At 58.4% G+C, this 22,962-nt stretch carries 26 protein-coding genes and 3 pseudogenes; 8 read left to right on the plus strand and 21 right to left on the minus strand.

Annotation, left to right across the window (positions count from 1 at the left end; all coding sequences use genetic code 11):
• Positions 1–212: 212 nt before the first annotated feature.
• A pseudogene (locus EC86_RS29055) lies at positions 213–362 on the minus strand (IS110 family transposase); the annotation flags it as partial.
• Positions 363–487: 125 nt separating this feature from the next.
• On the opposite strand from EC86_RS29055, the pseudogene EC86_RS30065 reads away from it, so the two are divergent.
• Positions 488–684, plus strand: a pseudogene (locus EC86_RS30065) (IS701 family transposase); the annotation flags it as partial.
• A 77-nt stretch (positions 685–761) separates the two neighbouring features.
• On the opposite strand, the gene EC86_RS0121180 reads toward EC86_RS30065, so the two are convergent.
• The 3 genes from EC86_RS0121180 to EC86_RS0121190 are packed head-to-tail and all read right to left on the minus strand — an operon-like array spanning position 762 to position 4,233.
• Entirely contained in the window at positions 762–1,538 is a 777-nt protein-coding gene (locus tag EC86_RS0121180) for a ferredoxin--NADP reductase (RefSeq protein WP_029527870.1), read from the minus strand.
• Between the two features lie 39 nt (positions 1,539–1,577).
• On the minus strand, positions 1,578–1,907 hold the full coding sequence (gene fdxA, locus EC86_RS0121185) for a ferredoxin FdxA (RefSeq protein WP_029527871.1): 330 nt from the start codon (positions 1,905–1,907) through the stop codon (positions 1,578–1,580).
• 19 nt (positions 1,908–1,926) lie between these two features.
• Positions 1,927–4,233, minus strand: a complete 2,307-nt coding sequence (locus tag EC86_RS0121190) for a molybdopterin-dependent oxidoreductase (RefSeq protein WP_029527872.1) — start codon at positions 4,231–4,233, stop codon at positions 1,927–1,929.
• Between the two features lie 102 nt (positions 4,234–4,335).
• Between EC86_RS0121190 and EC86_RS0121195 the strand changes: the two genes are divergently transcribed.
• From EC86_RS0121195 to EC86_RS29065, 7 genes and pseudogenes are all read left to right on the plus strand, one after another.
• Positions 4,336–4,923: a TetR/AcrR family transcriptional regulator gene (locus EC86_RS0121195; protein WP_029527873.1), complete on the plus strand. Its 588-nt coding sequence runs from the start codon at positions 4,336–4,338 to the stop codon at positions 4,921–4,923.
• Position 4,924: 1 nt separating this feature from the next.
• Complete coding sequence (gene mobB, locus EC86_RS0121200) at positions 4,925–5,476, plus strand: molybdopterin-guanine dinucleotide biosynthesis protein B (protein WP_036773735.1); 552 nt, start codon at positions 4,925–4,927, stop codon at positions 5,474–5,476.
• Positions 5,477–5,524: 48 nt separating this feature from the next.
• A complete protein-coding gene (locus tag EC86_RS0121205; protein WP_029527875.1) occupies positions 5,525–6,253 on the plus strand; it encodes an SDR family oxidoreductase in 729 nt (242 codons plus the stop codon).
• Positions 6,254–6,301: 48 nt separating this feature from the next.
• Complete coding sequence (locus tag EC86_RS0121210; protein ID WP_029527876.1) at positions 6,302–6,919, plus strand: 2-hydroxychromene-2-carboxylate isomerase; 618 nt, start codon at positions 6,302–6,304, stop codon at positions 6,917–6,919.
• 12 nt (positions 6,920–6,931) lie between these two features.
• On the plus strand, positions 6,932–7,783 hold the full coding sequence (locus EC86_RS26435; protein ID WP_084181640.1) for an enoyl-CoA hydratase/isomerase family protein: 852 nt from the start codon (positions 6,932–6,934) through the stop codon (positions 7,781–7,783).
• A 42-nt stretch (positions 7,784–7,825) separates the two neighbouring features.
• Positions 7,826–8,557 (plus strand): SDR family NAD(P)-dependent oxidoreductase, encoded by a 732-nt coding sequence (locus EC86_RS0121220; protein WP_029527878.1) that lies wholly within the window; start codon positions 7,826–7,828, stop codon positions 8,555–8,557.
• Between the two features lie 229 nt (positions 8,558–8,786).
• Positions 8,787–9,221, plus strand: a pseudogene (locus EC86_RS29065) (IS3 family transposase); the annotation flags it as partial.
• A 101-nt stretch (positions 9,222–9,322) separates the two neighbouring features.
• On the opposite strand, the gene EC86_RS30420 reads toward EC86_RS29065, so the two are convergent.
• The 17 genes from EC86_RS30420 to EC86_RS0121305 form a co-directional block, all read right to left on the minus strand.
• Positions 9,323–9,457 (minus strand): hypothetical protein, encoded by a 135-nt coding sequence (locus EC86_RS30420; protein ID WP_269635755.1) that lies wholly within the window; start codon positions 9,455–9,457, stop codon positions 9,323–9,325.
• A 260-nt stretch (positions 9,458–9,717) separates the two neighbouring features.
• Positions 9,718–10,038, minus strand: a complete 321-nt coding sequence (locus EC86_RS0121235) for a hypothetical protein (RefSeq protein WP_029527879.1) — start codon at positions 10,036–10,038, stop codon at positions 9,718–9,720.
• Positions 10,039–10,157: 119 nt separating this feature from the next.
• Positions 10,158–11,291: a porin gene (locus EC86_RS0121240; protein WP_156955426.1), complete on the minus strand. Its 1,134-nt coding sequence runs from the start codon at positions 11,289–11,291 to the stop codon at positions 10,158–10,160.
• A 77-nt stretch (positions 11,292–11,368) separates the two neighbouring features.
• Entirely contained in the window at positions 11,369–12,091 is a 723-nt protein-coding gene (locus EC86_RS0121245; protein ID WP_029527881.1) for a ribonuclease activity regulator RraA, read from the minus strand.
• Positions 12,092–12,134: 43 nt separating this feature from the next.
• On the minus strand, positions 12,135–12,425 hold the full coding sequence (locus EC86_RS27215) for a hypothetical protein (protein ID WP_156955427.1): 291 nt from the start codon (positions 12,423–12,425) through the stop codon (positions 12,135–12,137).
• Positions 12,380–12,958, minus strand: coding sequence for an NAD-dependent epimerase/dehydratase family protein (locus tag EC86_RS26440; RefSeq protein WP_084181641.1), 579 nt, complete (start codon positions 12,956–12,958; stop codon positions 12,380–12,382). Before EC86_RS26440 ends, EC86_RS27215 begins: the two co-directional genes overlap by 46 nt.
• A 27-nt stretch (positions 12,959–12,985) precedes the next feature.
• Positions 12,986–13,984 (minus strand): Bug family tripartite tricarboxylate transporter substrate binding protein, encoded by a 999-nt coding sequence (locus tag EC86_RS0121255; protein WP_029527882.1) that lies wholly within the window; start codon positions 13,982–13,984, stop codon positions 12,986–12,988.
• 129 nt (positions 13,985–14,113) lie between these two features.
• Positions 14,114–14,419 (minus strand): helix-turn-helix domain-containing protein, encoded by a 306-nt coding sequence (locus EC86_RS0121260; RefSeq protein ID WP_156955428.1) that lies wholly within the window; start codon positions 14,417–14,419, stop codon positions 14,114–14,116.
• 260 nt (positions 14,420–14,679) lie between these two features.
• Positions 14,680–15,105 carry a transposase gene (locus EC86_RS30600; RefSeq protein WP_232229998.1) on the minus strand — a complete coding sequence of 142 codons (426 nt, stop codon included), beginning with the start codon at positions 15,103–15,105 and terminating at the stop codon, positions 14,680–14,682.
• A 32-nt stretch (positions 15,106–15,137) separates the two neighbouring features.
• A complete protein-coding gene (locus tag EC86_RS26445; RefSeq protein ID WP_232229911.1) occupies positions 15,138–16,043 on the minus strand; it encodes a transposase in 906 nt (301 codons plus the stop codon).
• A gap of 85 nt (positions 16,044–16,128) precedes the next feature.
• On the minus strand, positions 16,129–16,770 hold the full coding sequence (locus EC86_RS0121275) for an AraC family ligand binding domain-containing protein (protein WP_084181642.1): 642 nt from the start codon (positions 16,768–16,770) through the stop codon (positions 16,129–16,131).
• Entirely contained in the window at positions 16,727–17,686 is a 960-nt protein-coding gene (locus tag EC86_RS26450; protein WP_051676226.1) for an SMP-30/gluconolactonase/LRE family protein, read from the minus strand. Before EC86_RS26450 ends, EC86_RS0121275 begins: the two co-directional genes overlap by 44 nt.
• On the minus strand, positions 17,664–18,470 hold the full coding sequence (locus EC86_RS0121285; protein WP_029527886.1) for an NAD-dependent epimerase/dehydratase family protein: 807 nt from the start codon (positions 18,468–18,470) through the stop codon (positions 17,664–17,666). The genes EC86_RS26450 and EC86_RS0121285 overlap by 23 nt, the downstream gene beginning before the upstream one ends.
• A 1-nt stretch (position 18,471) precedes the next feature.
• On the minus strand, positions 18,472–19,209 hold the full coding sequence (locus tag EC86_RS0121290) for a ribonuclease activity regulator RraA (RefSeq protein ID WP_051676227.1): 738 nt from the start codon (positions 19,207–19,209) through the stop codon (positions 18,472–18,474).
• On the minus strand, positions 19,206–20,411 hold the full coding sequence (locus EC86_RS0121295) for a mandelate racemase/muconate lactonizing enzyme family protein (protein ID WP_029527888.1): 1,206 nt from the start codon (positions 20,409–20,411) through the stop codon (positions 19,206–19,208). Before EC86_RS0121295 ends, EC86_RS0121290 begins: the two co-directional genes overlap by 4 nt.
• The gene (gene uxaC, locus EC86_RS0121300) at positions 20,408–21,847 is read right to left on the minus strand and encodes a glucuronate isomerase (protein WP_198026863.1); all 1,440 of its coding nucleotides are present in this window, start codon (positions 21,845–21,847) and stop codon (positions 20,408–20,410) included. Before uxaC ends, EC86_RS0121295 begins: the two co-directional genes overlap by 4 nt.
• Before the next feature lie 80 nt (positions 21,848–21,927).
• A complete protein-coding gene (locus EC86_RS0121305; RefSeq protein ID WP_029527890.1) occupies positions 21,928–22,944 on the minus strand; it encodes a Bug family tripartite tricarboxylate transporter substrate binding protein in 1,017 nt (338 codons plus the stop codon).
• Between the last annotated feature and the right edge of the window lie 18 nt (positions 22,945–22,962).

A 22,962-nucleotide genomic window follows, 5' to 3' on the forward strand; every position in this document is an offset into this window, starting at 1 on the left:
ATTCCGCACTTGCATGGCGGCAGCCCTGATGAAAGACGCGCGCTAGGGGCTCCAATCGTCCCTCGGCAAAGCTTGAGGGCACCTGGCTTCGATTGCTCTTACCTTGCCATCCATATAAACGAGCACTCCCCGGCGCAGGTCCCAACCTCTCAACTCATCAACAATGGCACATCACACGGTGCTGGTTTTGAAAATCTACAAGCCGAACTCCATCACGCGGGAACTTTGAAGCCTTCTCCCAGCTTCAGCGCGGCACAACACATCCGGGCGTTCTTGGCCGCAATGGCGACGATGGCGCGCCAGTAACCCCGCCGCTCCTTGAGTTGCAACGCCCAGCGGCTCACCGGGTCTGTTTTGTTTGTTGCCTTAATACTACAATCGCACTTATAGGCGCCTTGTTGATCTAACAGGCATGGATCAAGCCAATGGAGGTGGCCATGCAAGAAGCAGCAGTCAGGCAATGAGCGGCGAACTGATGGCACTGCACGAGCGGATTGGACCGCGCTTTTTCCATGCAAAGCCTCTGGCGCGCGCCCTGCGGTATTTGCGCGGCTTGTTGAGTTCGGTGCAACGAAAGAACGGGTTGCAACTTGCCGAGCATCTGGGCGAGCGCAGCCCCATGGCGTGCAACGACTGCTCAACGCGGCGCACTGGGGTGCCGATGCCGTGCGCGATGACCTGCGCGCGTAGGACGGACTTCACTAACTTTAGGTTGGTACGGTTGACAGGTCAACCGATCTGTGCGCTTTACCAACCGCCGTTTACATTTCCACAAACGCCCGCTCCACTAGGTAGTCGCCCGGTGTAGTGGTGTTGCCCTCAACGAAGCCGCGCGCATCCAGCAGCTCGCGCATGTCTTTGTTCAAAGCCGGGCTGCCGCAGATCATGATGCGGTCGTGGGTCGGGTCCAGCTTGGGCAAGCTCAAATCAGACGCCAGCTTGCCGCTGGCAAACAGGTCCGTGGCACGGCCACGGTTCTTGAAGGGTTCTCGTGTGACGCTGGGGTAGTACAGCAATTGCGCGGTAGCAAACTCCCCCAGAAACTCATCTTTGGGCAGGTCCACGTTGATGAAATCTGCATAGGCCAGTTCATTGACCTCACGCACGCCATGGAACAGCACCACTTTCTCGTATTTTTCATACGTGGCCGGGTCGCGGATCAGGCTCAGGAATGGTGCCAGGCCGGTGCCGGTGCCAACGAGGTAGAGGGTCTTGCCCGGCAGCAGGTAGTCGATCAGCAGGGTGCCGGTTGGCTTGCGGCCCACCACAATCTTGTCACCCACCTTGATGTGCTGCAGGCGCGAGGTCAACGGGCCATCCTGCACTTTGATGCTGAAAAACTCCAGGTGGTCTTCGTAGTTGGCGCTGACGATGCTGTATGCGCGCAGCAGCGGCTTGCCCGTTTCCAGACGCAAACCGATCATGGTGAAGTGCCCGTTGGAAAAACGCAGGCTGCTGTCCCGCGTGGTAGTGAAACTAAACAACCGGTCGGTCCAGTGGTGGACGCTCAAAACGGTTTCTTCTAAACATGCACTCATGGTTGTTCTTTCTGATTGATCATGTGGAAGAGCCTGCGCTTAGCGCTGCAGCTGGGCCAATTTGCCGGTTCGGTCTTTCCACTCTGGCGCTTCAGGCAAAGGGTCTTTGCGCTTTGTGATGACTTTCCAACCGGGTAAGCGGGATAGCTCGGCATTAAGGGCGGTCATGTGCCGCTGGTCTGCGGGGAGATCTTCTTCTGCGTAAATGGCGTTTACGGGGCATTCGGGGATGCACACAGCGCAATCTATGCAAGCGTCGGGGTCAATAGCCAAAAAGTTGGGGCCTTCGACAAAGCAGTCCACGGGGCAAACATCAATGCAATCGGTGTATTTGCAGCGTATGCAGCTTTCGGTGACGACATGGGTCATGGTGGTTCTCGGTTTGGGTTTAAGGGGCGCCGATTTTTTCCAGGTGCACCGGCACATACTTGTGCCAGGGCGTGCCTGCGAAGGGATCGCGATCGGTGGTGTTGGTCAGTTCGTTCAACGAGACGCCTCTGCGGTCCAGCGTGCCATCGGCCCTGTGGTAGTCCAGGCCATGGCCATTGGGCAAAGATACGTGCCCTGGCTGCAGTTCATCGGTCAGTTCAATGGGTACTTGCGCGGTGCCACGCGGGGTACGAATTTGAATCCAGTCCCCTTCCGCACACCCAAGCTTGACCGCATCCTGCGGGTGTATGCGCAGCAAGCCAAACTGACCTTTCTTCATCCACTCTGGGTTGCGGATGGACGTTTGGCTTGTTTCAGGGCGTCGTTCCCCGGCCGATAGAACGTACGGGTAGTCTGCTCGGTGGAGTGGTAGCTTGCAGTCAATCGTTGCCAACTCGTCCAGCATTTCTTTGATGTTCAAGTTAATTTTGTGGTCGGGCAACTTCACCGCATCCCAGCTATCGCTGTACTGGCTGACGCCAAATATGACACCGGATGGACTATTTAATATGGCATCAAAAAGCCGATTACCACCCAGCAGCGTGGGGCCACCAAACCCAGCGCCCTTTGCCGCTGCGGGCTGTGCCCGCACGTAAAGTTGGCTGATTCCCCATAGGGATGCTGCTGGCGCGAGATTGGCTGGCAGGCTTGGACCCAGAGTGCGATAAAGCACCACTGGGGCATACCGTGCCACCGCTTTGTCGCGCATCGACTTCCAAGCAAAGGCCAGCCCGAATGCCTTGAGCCCTATTCGCGCAGCAGCCCGTAAGAACGTGTAGCTGGAATCGTTCAACTCGCCCATGGCCTCCAGCAGACGTGCATGAATCTCTGCTTCAGGCAACGTGCCCGGGCGAGGGATAAGGTGCGGGTGACGCAACTGGAATCCATTGCGCGGGAATTCCAGGTTAAAAAACGTGGCCTCGGCCTTTTCAAACTGACTGCTAGCTGGCAACACATAGTCGGCTTGCCGGGCGGTTTCTGTCATGGCAACATCAATCACCACACTGCACTCCAGGGCGCGCAACGATTGGCGCATGCGCTGGCTGTCCGCCAAAGAATGCACCGGGTTGGCGCTTTCAATGAACATCGCCCGAAAACGCTTGGGATGCTGAGTCAGTATTTCATCCGGGATCACGTTGCACGGAATCAGCCCCATGATCACCTTCGAATGGGTGACCGGGCTATGTGTCCATTTACGGGGTGCAGCGGGCTTGCCTGAGCCTGATGGTTTTGATGTACTTCGGCTGGAGTTGGATAGATTGAGAAAAGGCACAAATGCGTTATTGGCACCCGGCTTCGCGTAGTTTCCCGTCAGCAACCACACTAAGCGGTTGAGGTAGCTGTTGAGTGTGGAGTGCAAATTCATTTGCACTCCAAGGTCTTCGATCATCGAGACACTTTTCGCGATCGCAATACGTCTGGTGGCCGCCCTTAGTAAAGACTCTTCAACTCCACAGGTCTTGGCATAGCGGGTAATGTCAATCTTATTTATGGCCGCTAGCACTGCGGCGTAGCCGGTAGTGTGCTCGACGAGCCACTCCGTGGCCACCAGTTCTTCTTGCACCAAAATGGCGGACATTGCCGCCAGGCACCACGCGTCGGTACCAGGTTTTACGGCCAAGTGGTAATCCGCCATTTCGGCGGTCTCCGTTCGCCGGGGGTCTATGACGATCATCGCCCGGTTTGGGTCATTCTGAATCTCACGAAGCGTGACACGTGTCCGGGCAAATCCATGTGATTGCCATGGGTTCTTGCCAAGGAAAACCGCCACCTCGCAGTGCTCAAAGTCACCATGTACTGGCGCACCGGTCATCTTGCCCTGTACCCAGCCTTCCCCCGTTTTTTCCTGTGCTAATGCGTTCGAGCGGTACTGAATGCCTAGTGCTTTGATGGTGCTATCTGCGTACGTGCCGCCGAGGTGGTTGCCCTGGCTGCCACCACCATAGTAAAGAATGCTTTCACCGCCATGCCGGTGCTTAATTGCAGCGAACTTCTCCGCAATCTCGCGTATAGCCGTTTCCCAATGGATGTTCTCGTAGCTGCCGTCGGGCTTGCGGCGTTTGGGTGAGTCAATGCGGTCAGCACCGTTTTGGTAGAAGTCCATGCGCTGCGACTTCTCGCAGATGTAGCCCTGTGAGATTGGATTGGACTTGTCACCCTTGATCTTTGTGATTCGTCCCCCCTCAGTCTTGATTTCCAGGCCGCAGTTGAGTGAGCAAATGATGCAAGCCGTCTTTTTCCAGCCGTCTGTCTCTGTGCTTTCCATGGGGTTTCCGTCCTCAGAAAAAAGTTGTTGATTTATTGGATAATGAACGTTATCCTACGCTACCTGTTGAAAATGTGTCAACTAAATTTTTAGAGAAGCCCCATGCGTTACACCAACGAGTACAAAGAACAAGCACGCGCAAAACTAGTGGATGCAGGAGGTCGGCACGCAAAGCGGCATGGATTCATTAGCAGTGGAATGGCAGACTTGGCTGCAGCTGCGGGAGTGACAACCGGTTCCTTGTACAAACACTTCAGCGGCAAGTCGGACCTGTTCGTCGCGATGATCACGGCCGAACTGAAGCGCACGGCTGACATGTATGCCGCTGTAGATGCTGCAGATCCAGTAGGGGTGTCCCGAGCCTTAGCGGGGTATTTAAGTTTGAGTCATGTGCAGCACCCGGAAATGGGATGCCCACTGCCCTCGTTGACACCCGAGATAGGGCGTTCCGAAGACGCCGTGAGACTGGCATTTGAGCAAGGCGTCCAAACTATTCATGCCAACGTTAGCGCTTTGACAGGTAATTCAGATACTGCGTGGGCCGTCATGGCACAGAACGTGGGAGCAGTGATGCTTGCGCGTGCAATGCGTAGTGAAGCGATGCAGCACGAACTGTTGGACGCAGTTCGCAACGCCGGGGAGCACCTTATCCGCAGCGACAAGCCAAATCAGATGGCAGGGCGGAGCTGATATGCGTGTATTTGGTATCGCGGGGCATTCTGGAATGGGCAAGACTACATTGCTGGAGCGCATCCTCCCTGAGTTGAAAGCGCGCGCGCTGACAGTTTCTCTGATCAAACATAGTCATAAGGACTTGGACATTGACCGTCCAGGCAAGGACTCATACCGTCTGCGCGAAGCTGGTTGTCAAGAACTACTGCTAATGGGTCGGAGTCGATGGGCTCTTATGCATGAAATGCGTGAAGAGATTGAGCCGTCGTTGTCTCATATGTTGAGCAAGTTACAAGCGTGTGATCTGGTGTTGATAGAGGGATTCAAACAAGGGAATTTTCCAAAGTTGGAAGTGTGGCGCGCTGAGCTTGGTAAGCCCCCTCTCTGGCCATCGTTTCCCGGTATAGAGGCCATTGCGACTGACGGCGCCGTGGCCATATTTGGCAAGCCCGCACTGGCGCTATCCGACATTTCTGGCATCGCTGATTTCATTTATCAGCACGCCGCTGAGAGCGCTGACGTCTTATCCACTGAGGCGCGATATCCGTGCGAACAATTGTCAGTAGCTTAATGGCTATGTAGTTTGTATTTGGTAGAAACGTTTTAAAAGGAATTCATCATGAACGAAAAGAAAGCCATTCTTGTCATCGGCGCCGGTGATGCCACAGGGGGAGCAATTGCTCGACGGTTTGCACGCGAAGGCTACATTGCCTGTGTTACCCGTCGTAGCGAAGATAAGCTTCAACCCCTTGTGGCTGAAATCCGCAATAGCGGGGGCGAGGCATACGGATTTGGCAGCGATGCCCGCAAAGAAGAGGAAATGATCGCGCTCATCGAAAAGATCGAGCGCGACATTGCACCTATTGAAGTAGCTGTGTTCAACATTGGTGCCAACGTGCGCTTCTCGATCACTGAAACGACTTCCCGTGTCTACCAAAAGGTGTGGGAGATGGCTTGCTTTTCCGGTTTTCTTATGGGACGGGAGACCGCAAAAGTGATGTTGCCACGGGGTCGGGGAACCATCATTTTCACCGGTGCTACCGCAAGCCTGCGCGGCAGCGATGGCTTTGCGGCCTTCGCAGGTGCAAAGCATGCATTGCGTGCGCTTTCGCAGAGCATGGCCCGCGAACTTTGGCCAAAGGGCATCCACGTGGCGCACCCGGTCATCGATGGTGCCATTGACACGGAATTCATTCGCACGAATTTTCCGGAACGCTACGAGCTGAAGGAACAACTCGGCATCTTGAACCCAGACAGCATTGCGGAGGCCTACTGGCAGATACATGCCCAACCGCGAGATGCATGGACGCATGAGACAGAACTGCGCCCGTGGCTGGAGCGCTGGTAATTCACCAACGTTTACGTTTGGATCAATCAACACCCATTGGAGTCACCCATGAGTCATCCTGCAGTTCAATTCATCTTCGACTTTGGAAGTCCGAATGCCTACCTCTGTCACAAAGCAATTCCTGAAATCGAATGGCGCACCCGCGTCAACTTTGAGTACGTGCCAATACTTTTGGGGGGTCTATTTAAGCTTGCCAACAATCGTTCACCTATGGAAGCATTTGCAGGCATCCCGAAAAAGCAAGCCTACGACGCGCTTGAAATACAACGCTTCATTGCCAAGCACAAGGTCGAAAAATTCCGCTTCAACCCTTTCTTCCCAATCAACACGCTACAACTGATGCGTGGGGCCGTCGCGGCGCAAAAGCTTGGCATTTTCAAGCCCTACGTGGATGCGATGTACCGGGCCATGTGGGAACAGGAGCGAAACATGAATGACCCGACCGAGATCGTTGCCGTCCTGTCGGCTGCTGGGATTGATGGTGGGGGCTTAGTTGAGGCGTCACAACAGCCTGACGTCAAAGGCACCCTTCTCACAAATACTCAGTCAGCGTTTGAACGCGGCGCATTTGGCATACCCACATTCTTCGTGGGTAATGAGATCTTCTTTGGTAAAGACCGCCTCAGAGAAGTTGAGGAAGAAATCGTTCGGGCAATTCAGCCTTAACAGGAAACCACAATGAATACTGAAAATTTATCAACACTAAGTCGTACGGATCGCGATGGTATCGCCATCATTGAGATAAACAACCCGCCAACCAATTTAGTCGACCGCAAATTGGTCGTCGATTTAATGGCCTTGGTCGATTCGTTGTCGAAGGATGAAATCACTCGGGTTGTTGTCTTTCGCAGCGCCCTTACGGACTTTTTTGTAAACCACTTTGACATGGCGGCCCAGGTAAATTCAACCCCCGCGTCGAAGCCACGCAACGGCCTGTCGCCCCTCGCACAGCTATACATACGGATATCGCAACTCCCCCAGGTCACCATTGGCGAAATTCGTGGCCGTGTGCGGGGAGCGGGAGGTGAGTTTGCGCTGGCGCTGGACATGCGGTTTGCCTCGCTTGAAAGAGCAGTATTCGGTCAACCGGAAGTCGGCAGTGGTCTGCTGCCGGGGGCGGGCGGGACTCAATGGTTACCAGCATTGCTCGGACGCGCCCGCGCGCTCGAAGTCATTCTGTCGAGTGACGACTACGATGCCGCACAGGCGGAGCGGTACGGCTGGATCAATCGCGCACTACCGGATTCTGAATTGAGTGGCTTTGTCGATCGTCTTGCGAAACGAATAGCCGGGTTCCCGCAAAGTGGTATTCAAAACGCAAAGCATATGGTGAATCTTGCGACGCTGCCCGCCGAGAGTTTGATGACAGACGAGAGTCAGCGCTTCCAAATACTAATGGTTCAGCCAGTAGTGGCGAAACGCGTCAAATGGTTGCTGTCACAGGACGCCGCGACGGATGGTGGTGTTGAACTCAATCTCGGTGCTGCACTCGGTCGACTTCCAGTCGACGATCAAATGAGCAGAAATTGACATGCTTTAAATTGATGCATTGACTCATAAGGGGGAAGTTTGATGACACAAAATAGATCCGCACTTATTGTCGGCGTTGGTGCAAGCCGAGGTCTGGGTGCTGCAGCGGCGAGGCGTTTTGCAAGGGAAGGCCTTCATGTAGTGGTTGCGGGGCGTACCGCTGAGAAGCTCGACACGGTAGTAGCGGAGATCTGTGCAACCGGGGGCTCTGCGCATGCTGTCATCGGAGATGGCTCCAACGAATCGGACGCGAAGCGTTTCGTAGCAAGTGCCGAAGAATATGGGCCGCTTGAGTTGGTTTTACACAATGCGGGCAGCAATCGCCGCGACGCGTTTTTGGATCTTGAAACCAGCGACTTCGAGAACCTATGGCGCGAACATTGCCTCGGCGGTTTTTTAACTGGTCGGGAAAGTGCTAGGCACATGGTGGCGCGCGGCCGCGGGACAATTCTTTTCACGGGTGCTTCTGGTTCACTGCGCGGCCGTGCGATGTTTGCTGCATTCGCGGCTGCAAAGGCAGGACTGCGCGCTACTGCTCAAAGTATGGCGCGTGAGTTAGGGCCGAAGGGCATTCATGTCGCTCACGTCGTCATAGACGGTGGCATTGAGGGGGATCGATTGCTATCAGCATTTCCTGGCCGTCAAAACGAAAAAGGGCCAGATGGTCTGCTTTCTATCGATGCAATTGCGGAAACCTATTGGCAGCTTCATATCCAGCACCGCAGCGCCTGGACTCATGAACTTGAACTCCGCCCTTGGACGGAGGCCTTTTGAGTCGGGAGTTGAAGTCAATCGACGGGTAGCACTCTACCGCACGCTTGCTTGATATTAACGAAGTTTCGGCGATGTGAAAGCGCCCGATCCCCTGTGGCTAAATCTGCAACTAATCATTGCCCATTAATCACTCAATAAATTGGTCGTCGCGCAATGCTGTAGTCATAGGGATCACTTTTTCTCAAAAGGGGGTGCGGCGGAATTCTTGGACTACTTGGGAAGATAGTTCATGTACTCTTACGTAGACCGAATTCGAGCCGTCAAGCTCTATATAAAACTCGGCAAACGCACTGGCGCGACCATTCGACAGTTGGGTTATCCGACAAAGAATAGTCTCAAGAGCTGGCATCGGGCATTCGAACAAGGCGAGGATTTTCCGACTGGCTATGTGCGCTCATGGCAGAAGTATTCTGACGAACAGAAACAGGTGGCGGTCGAGCATTACCTCAATCATGATCGCTGCATTACAGGAGCCATAGAAGCACTGGGCTATCCATGCCGGGACACGCTCGCGGCCTGGATCGATGAGCTGCACCCCCACGTTGTCGGCAAAGCGGGCGGTGTACAGCACTCACCAGAGCTCAAGCAGGCGGCAGTTATTGAGCTGTGCACTCGGCAGGTAAGTGCACAAGCCGTTGCTCAAAAGCTGGCCGTGAGCAGGCCGAGAGGGTGTCCCGAATTTTGTGTAAACGGCGGTTGAGTTAGAAGCGCGGCATGCGCTCGTCGAACTGAATGGTAAAGCGATTCAAGGCGGCCTTCCAATCTTTAATCGGCATGGTCCATTTCTGGCTGATGTTGTTCAGTGACCGTGACGGATCCGGCAGGCTCGACGCTGATGATGGCCACAAGGCGGTCGCCGGCAACGGCCAGCGCATTGGATACCACCTGAAAACGTCTCATCGTCCTTTCCTTGCAGGTCAATGCGCACATAGTGACACATTGAAGGTAGCAAATGCAAGGTTGTGCCAATTGAAAGGACTATATTTTGAAGAATGCTTGTCTGGGCAAATTTTCCTGGATAACGCCTTTTACCAAGTGCCTCTAGGGAAAATGATCTATCTGCGTGGTCTATTTGGTGCCAATTGAAAGTTCAAAAGTGACAGATTGAAGGTGCACCGACAAGCTGTTAAAGAGCTTGTCGACATATGACGGGTTGAAGCCTACGCCATTGTCCTTGACGCAGTAAACCTCTCACCTTGCGCATTTTCATTGGACGTAAAGGAGATTTCTGCGACTTTGCGCAGGCTGGTGAATTTCCAGGCATTGTCCAGCAGGTGGTCCATTACCAGGCGCAGCAACCGAGCGTCTCCGCGGACATTCAGATTTTCCTGAACAGTCAAACACACGACCCGCTGCGCGTTGCGTTCCTGCAAATTGGCCAGGGCACTGCAGGCCAGGGCGCTCAGGTCCACATCCGTGACCCGCAGTTCCAATTGCGAAAGGCCTGCCAGCGCGAGGAGCGCATCCGTGTAGTCCGCCATTTGGGTGGCCGTCAGCCTAATCCGGCGGGCCAGGTGCCTAATGCGTCAAAGGCCCCAAGCCAACTTTGTCGGTTTTAATCATTTTTCAATAAATTCCGATGCTGATGGCTTGTTGGCAATCAGAAACGGTGAATGATGCCGGCACCCATCGTTGAGGTTTCGTTAATCGTTGTGCCGCTTGCGTTTTTTGCAGTGGTAGTTCTCCAACCGGCATACAGGCGAGAACGCTTGGACAGGTCGTAGGTGCCCAGCAAGGCCAGGCCAGTGCCTTTGTTGCCTGTTGCGCCATTTACATGTCCCTTAGAGCTGCCGTAGCCTGCGGCAACTGATGCGGCGCCAAACGGAATGCTCACGCCCAGCTGCCATTCATTGTCTTTGGTGTTGTCGCGCCGAGCAGTGTTGACTCCGCCCACCACCTTGACCATGCCAAAGTCATACGAGCCGCCCAACAAGTTGTACTTCAGGGCCGTCGCACTGCCCTGCGGCCTTTGCTCCTGAAAACTATAGCCTGCCACCAGCGGGCCCTGCGCGTACTTGATGTTCAGGCTGGTATTGCGCGAGGCTGACAGCGCCGGGGTGGTCGGTGTGGCAAGCGCCTTATCTTCGCCGAAACCCAGTGCAACCTTGCCGCTGAATCCGCTGAAAACCGGTGACTCGTAGCTGATAGCGTTGTCGAATCGCCCAACATAGTTGGGCAGGTTACCCAAGCCCCATACCGTGCCGGTGGTGGAAAAAGCCGTCGCGTCGTACAAATTGTTGGTCAGGCCCACGAACGAATGGAAGGGTGACACCTGGCGGCCCAGCTTCACGCTGCCAAAGCCGCCCGACACGCCCACCCAGGCCTGGCTGCTGAACAACTGCGGCGCGACCGAGGCTGGCGCTGTGGTGACCTGTGTGGTGGCGCCGTTGGTGATGTCAAACAGGCTTTCAAACTGGAATTCGGCTTTCAGGCCGCCGCCCAGGTCTTCCGAACCCCGCAGGCCCCAGCGGGAATTGGCCATGCCGTCGCTGTCAACGACCGTTCTTTTCACTTTGGTGGCTCCGACACCGGTTTCCTTCTGGCCAAAGTAGGCATCGGCAATGCCGTAGAGCGTCACGCTTGATTGGGCCATCGAGGCGCCGCAAGCCAGCAGAGAAGCCAGGGTGATCAAAGGCAGTTTCATGTTGTCTCCAAGTTTTAAGGGTTCTAATATAACTTTTAATTTTGTATATTTTATAAAATGTTTTAATTTACAAAAATATTGTATGAACACACGTGCGGTGCCTCTGTTCGTGATCGCGGTCGAAATTTATTCAGTCATTGGGTCTTCACTGGAAACCGCAGTGGCTTTCAGGCCAGACCGTGCTCGCATGCAATGGCATATCGATGAAGCGTTTCCTCGCTTGGTGGGTAGACGCCATTGATCGAATTACCTTCTTCGATTTGAGCGAAGAGGAACCGCTCTCGGCGCTCCATTTCGACGGCGTCCGCAGCAATTTCCTCCGCAAGATGGCGTGGAATGACGACCACCGCTTCGCAGTCTCCGAAAATAATGTCCCCGGGGTAGACGGCAACACCGCCGCATGAAATCACAATGTTCATGTCTGCTGCATGGTGACCCGTGTAATTTGGCGGCGCAGAAGGACCTGCGCAGTACACCGGCATGTCGGTGACAGCCAGCGCATGGGTGTCACGCACTCCTCCGTCGAGCACGATGCCTGTCAGTCCGCGCTGCAAAAGTCGCCGCCCCAAGATGGCGCCAATACCAGCAATGTCGGTCACGCCGCGGCAATCGACGACGAAGACGTGACCCGAAGGCGCAACCTCAATGGCCTGGCGTTGGATGTTTTGCGGGTCACCTCCGGAGCCATAGGCGTCCAGATCCTCCCGAGCTGGGACGTAGCGCAACGTGAATGCGGGACCAACCATTGGCGGCAGATCCGGATTGAGAGGCCGCACGCCCCGGATGGCCACGTTGCGCAGTCCGCGACGGATCAGCTGCGTACTGATGCTCGCAGCAGAAGTCTTCATCAAGGAGGCACGAAGTTCGGCGGGGATGTCTTGGTAGGTCATGGTATGGTTTAAAAGAGGGATTGAAAGCTCTCGTCAGCAGGGCCTAACGGGAGAACAAGGCAGCACGTTCAGGGTCGCCGACGTACTCTGCGGTGGCAAACGGGCCGCCTTGGTATTGCCAGGACGGCGCAGAGGGGTCCGCCACGGCGATGTTGTCCAAATGGTCGTCGGCGCTGTGTGCGGGCTCGTACTTCAAGGCTGCCAGTCCGTCGTTGCGCCACCAGCCCTTTGAATTCTGGGACAAGCCGTAGGCGACATCAGCCTGGACACGTTCTTCGATGCCCCGGGTCACCAGCTGAACCAAGTCGTCCGGATGGATCCACGTGGACAACATGCGTTCATCCGAAGGAAGATCCTCACAACGGCCAATTCGCAGGCCCAGCGATTCAAGCGCAAATTCTCGTAATAGAACCTGGCGACGATCTCGGTGAAAGCTTTGGAAACGCCATAACGTGAGTCGGGCTTGAGCTCAGCATCGATTCCGATCGTACGGCCCACTGGGTGGAAACCAATGGCGTGATTGGAGCTCGCATACACGATGCGACGCACGCCCGCCTTCATTGCGGCCTCCCACAAGTTCGTGGTCGAGATGATGTTCGCAGGAAGGATCGTGTCCCACGCTGCTTCACGCGGATACCCGCCGAAATGCACGATCGCATCAACGCCGACCAGCAGTTTCTCGACGGCCGCAGCATTGGAAAGATCGCACTGGACAACCTCTTCATTGCTCTCGATGGGCTGCAACTCGAGGATGTCGGTGACGCGCAGCAGCGGATAGCGTTTTGCCAGGGGCGCTCTGAGTCGTCTGCCCAGCTTTCCTGCTGCACCTGTAAGAAGAATTCGTTGCATCATGGGATTGCCTGTCATGGTGAAAGAATTGATTGGCAGGCCGGATCACTGTGCAGTGATCTGGTTATTTTTGATGAAAGTGCCCCAGCGGTCGTATTCGGCCAGGTAAAACTTCTGGAATGCCTCGGACGACTTGGCCGTGTCGAGTTCGATCCCTAGCTGCTCGGCCTTGGTTTTGACCGCGGCGGAATTGACTGCGGTGATCCAGGCAGCGCGTAGTTTCTGCACGACCGCATCGGGCGTGCCAGAACGCACGGCAAGGCCTTGCCAGCCTTGGAGCGGCGCATCCAGTAAGACACCGAATTCCCGGGCAGACTTCACGTTCGGAAGCGCTGCCAGTCGGGTGTTCTGCATTACCGCAACGACTCGAACCTTGCCTGCCTGGATCAAGCCCTGCATGGAGCCGGACATCTGGTCAAACATCAGATCGACGTCGCCGGAAGCCAGTGCCTGGAGTCCAGGTGTCCCGCCTTTGAAAGGCACATGGACCGTTTTGAACTTCAGCGCATTTCCCAGAATCAGGCTGCCGAAATGACCCGTTGTTCCCACACCGCCGGAAGCAATCGACACGCCATTTCCACGGGATGCAGCCAGTGCAACGATGTCCGCCGCTGACTGAATGGTGCTGTCGCCCTTGGCAAGAAGAAGAACGGGCACGTTGCCGAGTTGCCCGATCATGGTCAGATCCTTCAATGGGTTGTAGGGCACCTTGTTGAGGTGCGGCCCCGTGGCCAGTTGGAGTCCGGCGGTCAACAAGGTGTAGCCATCCGCCCTTGCCCCCACCACATACTGGGTTGCAATGGCGCCGCCGGCACCCGGCCGATTGTCAACGACCACACCCTGGCCCAGCACCTTCGACAGCTCGTCGGCGACAGCCCGCATCGAGCTGTCGGTGGCACCGCCTGGCGGAAACCCCAGGACGAGTGACAGCGGCTTGTCGGGAAAGTTCTGGGCTTGAGCCCAAGTGGCTGTCACTGCCGCCAGAAAGCAGAGCGACCTGATCGAGCGCGAAATGAACGAAGTAAGGCGGGTACCTTTGTGCATCTTTGTCTCCTACATCTGTGTGCGTTGTGAATGAACGCAAATGTTAGGTTTCAGCGATGCTTTCCTGTTAGGACAGACTGTGCGTCGGCTGGTACTTTTTGAAGGTTTAGCGCGATGAGACCGCAAGACTCACTTGAATTGCTCGTGGGACCGGCGGAATTCTCCCGGAGACAAGTGGACCCCTTTGCGGAAAAACCGGGCGAAGTAAGCAGGATCTTCAAATCCGAGCTCGAACCCGACTTCAGCAATCGTCGCATCGGAGAACATGAGCCGGCGCTTGGCCTCTAGAAGCAGGCGTTCGGCAATGAGTTGCAAGGCCGTGCGACCCCGGACGCGTTTGAGGGCATCATTCAGAAAGCCCAAGGTGACATCGAGCATCCGAGCATACTCATCCACCTTTTTCGTTGTCAGAAAATGCATTTCTAGAAGCTTCACGAACCGGCGCGTGATTGCCGAGTACCTGAATCCGTGAGTTCAAAAAACGCGGCCTGATTTTCAAACTGGAGTGGACAAATCCCGGTGGAATATGCCGTGCTGTCGCGTACTGAAGCGGTTTATGGCGACGCCATGAGGGCGGGCAAGGCGGTTTTCCCAGGTTTTGAGCAGCATGAAGATTTTCCAGCCCAGGGCTGAACATGCCGCGCTGCGCGCAGGCCAGGTAAATGGAGCATGGGGCAGCGCGAGGATTTGCGCTGCTACGCGGTTGCGAGTTGCCCGTAATGCCGGTCAAACACCGCAAAGCCACTGTCGTTCGCGCCCAGGCCGAGCACCCAACGCCCAGCATGGCGGATCATGCGGGCGGCTTTGAACATCATCTCGTGCAACACCGTCTTGATACGCCGGCGCTGGGCCGGGTGGCGCACGGGCGCATCGGGCTCGTTCAGGGTGTTTTGTCCAATCAGGCGCAGCAGGTTCATGGCGACCGCACTGAGCCGACAGACCAGATAATTGGTGTCAAACTTGCCACTGGGCAGGCGCTCCAGGTCCATATCGGACTTGAACTCGGCGTGAAACTGCTCGTGCGTGGCGTGGTCGGCGTACAGCGCAATGATGTCTTTCGCCTCAAAGCGCTCGGGCAGCGTCGTCGTCCAGCCGTCGAGCACATATTCGGGCAGCAACAAAGCATTGCCGTACTTGTCGATCGTGCGCTCGGTCAGGCGGTAAACGCGCCGGGCCGGATTCGCTGGGTTGCCGACATCGACCAGATCGAGCCTATCCTGCCAGACGCACTCGCGTTTGCCCGGGCGCAGCGTCTGCCAGGCATTGTTCGGATCGCCCGCCTTTCCCACTGCCACCGTCTCAACTGGGGTCTTGCGCGGGTTCCACTTGATGATTGAGGAGCTATCTCGCGTCCAAGAGCCGCGCCCTGGGCCGAGATTTCCTGCATCAGCTTCAAAGAGCAAAAGCCCGAATCGGCACGCACCAGCAAAGGCCCCTTGACCAGGCTTGCCGCCAGGGGCAGCGCGCGTTCGAGGTTGTACTCGCTCTCCCGGGCCGAATGCTGCACGCCGGGGCGCAGCGCCAACTCTAGACAGTAACCCAGGCGGCCCAGGTACACCGCCAGCGGACAGTAACCATCAACCCCCGCGTAGGTACGCCCGACCAGTTCCTTTTGCGTGTCGCTGTTGTCCATCGCGAAGGTGTCCAGATCCACTGGCGTGTAGCCGCAGCCCAGCGCGCCAAAATCAATGGGCCGCCCTTCAATACGGCTGCCCAGCAGCGCCTGGTTGATCTGCGCGGCCAGTTCAAACCAGTCGCTGGCCTGGGTGTTCAGGCGCTGGCGCAGCGTCGGACTCGACGGCACCGCCTGCAACCCCAGCGCGCGCATGAAAAAAGCGTTACCCCGAAAGCTCTCGATGGCGTCAAAGTCGTTCTTGCCCAGGCACAGCAGCCCGAGGTAGCTCTTGAGGATGTCGCTGTTGGCAATGCCCGAGCGGACCGGGAAGGCCGGATCGATCAGCGCGTTGATATTGATGCGCTTGAGATATCTGCCAATCAACGCCAGTCCGGCATGGGAACTGAGGTCGTAGGGAAGTCGCTTGATAAGAAAATCGGTCATGTTTTCGCTCAACTGCAGGGTGAACTGAACTTGGCGGACAAGTGCTTGATTTCAATAAGGAAACCACCAAAATCTGACAACGAGATCACGGATTCAGGGAGTAGTGATTCGCTTCGTTAGTTTGCAAAGGTGCGGGGTGCAGCCGGCAAAGCCTCAACAAGATCACCTGCAGCATCGCTGCGATCATGTCTTGCCACCATCGATCTTGGATGTTGCCCTCGTCCAAGAGGTTTTGCAGCAGAGGCTTGAAGTCGCGCGTCTCAGCTTCACCGAGATACAACACCGGTTCGCAGCCAATGGGGCCGAATGGAAGGCTGTACAGAGCTTCACTTCGGGCCATCAAGCGCTGGAAAAAATCGACGCTGAATTTGATCGAATAACCATCGACAGGCGTTTCAGAACTCCACAGATGGACCTGATGCGGTGAGATGAAGAAAACCGAGGGTGGTTTTAGGTCGAACGCCTCGAAGTCAATGATGTGTGTGCCCGTTCCTTGCATGAGCCACAGGATGTGAAAATAGGTATGCCGATGGGCAAAGCCGCGCGGTCCGCCGGACCGGCTGCCAAGCCTGGACATCTCGAAGACGAACGGACTCGTCTTGAAATCTTGCGCTTGGTAGCCGAAGCTTGGAATAGAGGGCTGAGAAGGCATCGTGACGCTGGGCATGCGCTTTATTTGATCATCACAGATGGGATGAAGCGGGAAGATGCTGGTCCATGGCAACATCAAGGAAAGGCGACCATACGCCTGGCACTGGGCTGCGAAATTGGAAGAGCGCACCTTCCATGGCGCCAGGCGAATTCCACTGGGGACGCACGAGTGACGTCACAAAAATGCTTTCAGCGTTCCGTCCCCCGAAGGCACACATCGTGGGTGCCATGCACGGCATTCGAATGCGCTCGATGACTTTGCCATGAGGGTCTATACGGTTCAGCACCCCCGCAGAAACGCCCGCCGACCAGTAGATGTTTTGCGAGTCGACCATACCGCCATCGGGCCTTCCAGCCTGCTCGTCGAGCATCGCCAGGATCCGCGGTGGACCCATCATGCCGGTTGCTTCGTCCCAGGGCGCGACAAACAGCTGGCCGCGCAAGCTGTCCGAGAAGTGGATCGCTGTCGCATCACAATTCCAGGCAATGCCATTGGCCACGCCAAGGGTGGCGTGAATTTTCTCAAAGCCGCCTTTTACGCCAGCTCTGTAGAGCGCACCCGTTTGCTGCTTGTCCACGCCATCGTCCATTGACCCGAACACGAACCAGCGCCCGCTCGGGGAAACCTTGCCGTCATTGAGCCGATTGCCGGCAATATCAAGCTCGACATTCGCGACCACCTGCAGCTCACCTGTCAGCAGATCAATTTGAACCAGGCGATGCTTGAGTGCAAGCCACGCGCGCGACCCGCCACAAAGCGCTAGCGCCCCGACCACTTCGGGCAACTGCCATCGTGACAGTTCACCCGTTTGAGGGTGCAGGCGCAACAGCTGGGGCGCGCGGACATCGACCCAGTACAGCGCTTCTTCTCCTTGATGCCAGACCGGCGACTCGCCGACCTTGCATCCGACAGGCCAAACGGTCAGTTGCTCGAGCGAAGGATGCGCCAGCGCCGACGAGATGACGTACTCAACGCTGCGTGGTGCGTACATTGGAGAATCCGTTTGACGCAAAAGAACCGCCCTGGAATCGCTCCGCGACAGGGTCGTTGCTCACGCATCCCTTGAGTTGCTCGATAAAAGCGTCAGCACTGTGGCGCGGGTGGTAGCCCAACTCACGTGCTCTCGCATTGGGCCACCAGGAGCGCATGTTGTCGGAGGCACCGTAGACGATCTCGTTCTCGTAGTCAGCATGCAAGCCAACGCTCACCAATGCCGCTAGGTCTTCGGGGTGAATCCAGTGCGACAACATCCGTGCGTCCGTTGGCTCCGGTGCGCAGTGACCAATCCGCATGCCAAAACCGCGCACCCCGTGCTTGATCGCGTAGAGACTGGCAAGACCCTCCATGAAGACCTTGCTCAAGCCGTAGCGCGAGTCCGGCAGCGGATGCACCAGTTCATCCAGTGGCCTGTCTCGGGGATAAAGGCCTACCGCGTGGTTGGACGTCGCGTAGATGATGCGGTCGACGCCGGCAGTGTGTGCCTGATCCCAGAGCTTGATCGTGCCTTCGATGTTGGCCGGCAAGAGGACGTTCCACTGCGCCTCGCGCGGGTAGCCGGCGAAGTGAACAACCGCCGAAGCTCCTTGCAACACTTCCTTGAGCGCCGTTTCGTCGTTCAGGTCGATCTGGAAGGCGGTTTCGTTGGCATGCTCAGGCGTCAGCGGCGCCTGGTCGAGCACCCGAAGTTCCCTGCAACTGGCCGCCAGGCCAGGGCGCAGCGACCGGCCCAGGCGGCCGGCCGCACCTGTCAGCACAATGCAGTCGATCAGCGCCATGTCAGTTCATCCCGGTCGCCAGCGGATAGTGCGCCGCCTGCGCGCCGCGCCACGCGGCAAACTCTGCCTGCTCGGATGCATCGGTCATCGGGTACACGCCAAACAGGCCCGCGCCTTCACCAATGCGCTTGGCCACCCAGTCTTCATACAGCGTCTGGTCGTAGGCCTCCACCGCCACCGCGTCGGCAATGTGTGCCGGAATGCAGACCACGCCTTCGGCATCGCCCACCATCACATCGCCCGGGTACACCGCCACGCCGCCGCAGGCTATCGGCAGCTGCAGGTCCATCGCATGGTGCTTGATGAGGTTGGTCGGCGCCGACGGCCGCTGGTGGTAGGCGGCAAAGTCCATCAGCGCGATTTCCGGTGTGTCGCGAAAGCCGCCGTCGGTCACCACGCCGGCCACGCCGCGCTTGAGCAGGCGCGTCAGCAGTAGGCCGCCGCTGGAGGCCGCGCTTGCATCGCCCCGGCTGTCCATCACCAGCACCTGGCCTTCAGGGCATTCTTCCACCGCCACGCGCTGCGGATGGCTGCGGTCGTTGAAGGCGTCGATGCCGTCGAGGTCTTCGCGGGCCGGAATGTAGCGCAGGGTGTAGGCCGCGCCGACCATGTTGGCCTGGGTGCCGCCCACCAGCCTGACCTGCTGAAGAAAGGTGTTGTGAAAGCCGCGCTTGAACAGCACGGTGGTCAGGGTGGCGGTGGAGACCCGCATCAAGCGGGCTCGGGTGGTGTCGTTCATGGTGGGGGCGTCTTTCGGGTTTGAAATTGGGGGGCGCGCGGGCGGCGAGCCTGAGTCAGCACGGTCTGGTCTTCGGTGCCGGCGTTCCAGCCGCCGGTGGCGATCGAGATGTTTCGCTCGCTCGGGTGGCTGGCGACGAAGTCCAGGTCGAGCGTGACGCCCAGCCCGGCGCCCTGCGGCACGTCGATCAGCCCGTCCCTGGCGGCGAGAGCAGTGGTGATGGTTTTGGCGCGCCCTGCCCAGTCGGGCTCAAGCCGCTCAAGGATCAGACCGTTGGGAATGGCCGACAGGAAATGGGTGGCGGCGAACTCGGCCACCGGCCCGAGCGAGCCGGAATGCGGCGCGACCATGATGCCGCAGGCCTCGGCCATGGCGGCGAGCTTTTTCATCTGCGTCAGCCCGCCGAAGCGGCCGGTGTCGGGCTGCACCACGTCGAACAGGCCGTTTTCCAGGAAGGGCCGCATCTCGGCCAGTGTGGCCAGGCGCTCGCCGCCAGCCAGCGGCAGCGCCACCTTGTCGCGCACCCGCTTCCAGCCGGCCAGGTCATCGGGCGCGACGGCTTCTTCAAGGAACAGCAGGTGCAGCGGCTCCAGCGCGCGGCCAATCGCCACCGCGTCCCCGGTGGTCAGCCACGGCGGCCCGTGCAGATCGACCATCAGGTCGATGTCGTCGCCCACGGCGGCGCGGATCGCAAAGGCGCGTTCGACGATGTCCTTGGTGCCGCCGACCTTGAGCGCCCGCACGCCATCGGCCACGGCGGCTTTAGCGGTTTCGACATTCGAGGCATGCACATAGTAGGGAACGGCGGGGCGGGTGGTGCCGCCCAGCAGCGCGGACACCGGCACGCCGAGCGCCTGCGCGTTCAGGTCCCACAGCGCCATGTCGATGGCGGCCAGCGCGCCCATGCCGACCACGCCGGTCTGGCCGTGGCCCATCAGCGCGACGCGGATTTTCTGGCCGATGCGCTCGACATCGCGCACCGTCTCGCCGATCAGGAGGCGGCTCAGGTCTTCGACGGCGGCGGCCACCACGCGCGGCCAGCCCGAGCCTTCGCCGGTGCCGACCAGGCCGGCATCGGTTTCAATCGTCACGAAAAACCAGTTGCGGCCGGTCGCCAGCGCGCTCTTGCCGGTGGCCGACCAGCCGGTGTGGCCAGGGGCGCCAGCCTGCATCAGGTGGCCGTGGATGGCGGTGATTTTCATGGGTTTCCTTGCATGCGTTGTTGAGTAACTGGCTTGGTGTCGGGACGCAGCCAGCGGCGGGCATTGAAATAGCACAGGTCCTGGATGAAGTTCTGCAGAAAATCCTGATCGCGCGGCAGCTCGCCCGACTCCACCCATTCACCGACCAGGTTGCAGAGAATGCGCCGGTAGTATTCGTGCCGCGAATACGACAGCAGGCTGCGCGAATCGGTCGTCATGCCGATGTGCCGCCCGAGCAGACCCATGTTGCCCAGCGCTTTCAGTTGGCGCACCATGCCGTCGCGGTTGTCGTTGAACCACCAGGCCGGCCCGAACTGGACCTTGCCCGGAATGCCTTCCCCGGTGAACGAGCCGGTCACCGAGGCGAACATGTCGGTGTCCGACGGGTTGAGGGTGAACAGAATCGTGCGCGGCAGCGCCCCCTGGCATTCGAGCTGGTTCAGCACGCCGCAGACCAGCGCCACATCCGACGAGGTGCCGATGCAGGCATAGCCGCCCGCGCCCCCGGTGATACGCTGCAGGCGCTCGCTGGTGGTGCGCTGCGCACCGATGTGCAGCTGCATGGTCCAGTCGCGGCAGTGGTATTCGCCACCCAAAAAAAGCAGCAGCGCGGTCTTGAGTTGCCGCACTTCGTGCGCATCAAGGGTGCCGCCCGCCATCAGCCGGTTGAAAATGCCCGCCACCCGTGCGTCATCAGCCAGTTCAAACACGGGTCGGTCCAGCCCGACATCTGCCACGCAGCAACCCGCTTCCTGAAATACGTCCATCCGGATGCGAACGGCAGCCTTGAAGGCATCGAGTCCGTCGATTGGGATGCTGGTGGCTGCTTGCAGCGCACTGCAAAATGCCATGAAGCCCGGCGCGTCCACGGCGATGATGCGGTCGGCCCGCAGCGACGGCAGCATGGTCAGGGTTCCGCCTTCGGCCTGCATCCGCCGGTGCGGCGCCAGCGAATCCAGCAGGTCGTCGGAGGTGCAGAGCAGCTCGACCCGCGCCTGTTTCAGCAAGCCACGCGCCGACAGGCGCGGTTCCTTCAGCTGGCGGTTGCAGTCGGCCCAGATGGCGTCGGCGGTTGTTGGCGACAGCGGCGCATCAACGCCGAAATAGCGCTTGAGTTCGAGCGAAGTCCAGTGATAGAGCGGGTTGCCGACGGTGTAGGGCACGGTGTGCGCCCAGGCGCCGAACTTTTCGCGGCTTGACGCGCCGCCGGTGATGGCGTGCTCGGCGATGCCGTTCATGCGCATGGCGCGCCATTTGTACGGGTCGGCGCTGATCCACAGCTCGGCCAGGTTTCCGAACACCCGGTCATCGGCCACGGCCTGCGGGTCGATGTGGCTGTGAAAGTCGATGACCGGCAGCGCGGCCGCATGGTCATGGTAGAGCGAGCGCGCCACCTTAGAGTGCAATAAGAAGTCGTCGGACAGATAGTCAGCCACTGCAGGTTTCCGTTTGATGTTTGAACTGCGCCGGCACGGTAGCCGAGCACGCCAGTTGCCTTGCGCGATTCACACCTGGCTTATTCCGCCTTGATGCCGGCCGCCTTGATGAGCGCCGTCCAGCGCACCAGCTCGTCGCGGTACAGTTTCTGGAATTCACCCGGATTGGCGCTTCCCTGCACCTCGGTGCCGGCGCCGACCAGGCGGTCAATGACCTCCTTGTTCTTCAGCGCCTTCGAGATGCTGGCATGCAGTTTCTGGACGATCTCGGGCGGCGTGCCGGTGCGCACCGCGACGCCCTGCCAGCTGCGCATGAAGGCCGCAGGCGCAATGCCCTGCTGGCCGGCCGGCTTGATCGACGGGTAGCTCGCAATCGGGTCTTTCTGCATCACGCCGATGAATTTGATCTTGCCGGCCTCGACATTGACGCGGTGCAAAGGCGTGACCGCCGTGTCGAACATGGCGTCGGTTTCGCCGCCCAGCAGGCCCTGCAGGGCCGGCGCGCCGCCCCGGTAGGGCACATGGGTGTATTTGATGCCGACGGTGCGGGTGAACAGCTCGGGGCCGAGGTGGGACGAGGTGCCCGTGCCGCCGGAGGCGAAGTTAAGGCCGCTGGGACTTTTCTTCGACACGGCAATCAGGTCCTGCAGGCTGTTGATCTCTGACTTGCCGGGCACGAACACGACGATAGGCATGGCCGTCATCTGCGAGACCATGGTGATGTCTTTTTCGGGGTCGTAGCCCACCGAGGCCATCAGCGCCGGATTGGTGGCCAGCGTCAGCCCGGCGAACAAGATGGTGTAGCCGTCGGCCGGCGCCGAGAGCAGCGCCTGCGTGGCAATGTGGGCACTCGCCCCGGGCTTGTTGTCTACCACCACCGGCTGGCCCAGGTCCTTGCCCAGCTCCTGGGCCACGGCCCGCGCCACCACGTCGGCCGAGCCGCCTGGCGCAAAGCCGACGATGAAGCGGATCGGATGGTTCGGGTAGGCGGCTTGCGCCTGCGCGGTGAGCGGCACGGCGTTCAACAGCGCCCCTGCGGCGCATGCTGCGAGCAGCTGGCGGCGGACAAGGCTTGACGGCAACAGCGGATGTTTCATGGGGTGTGTCTCCAGTTC

The sequence above is a fragment of the Polaromonas glacialis genome (assembly GCF_000709345.1).
GTDB lineage: Bacteria > Pseudomonadota > Gammaproteobacteria > Burkholderiales > Burkholderiaceae_C > Polaromonas > Polaromonas glacialis.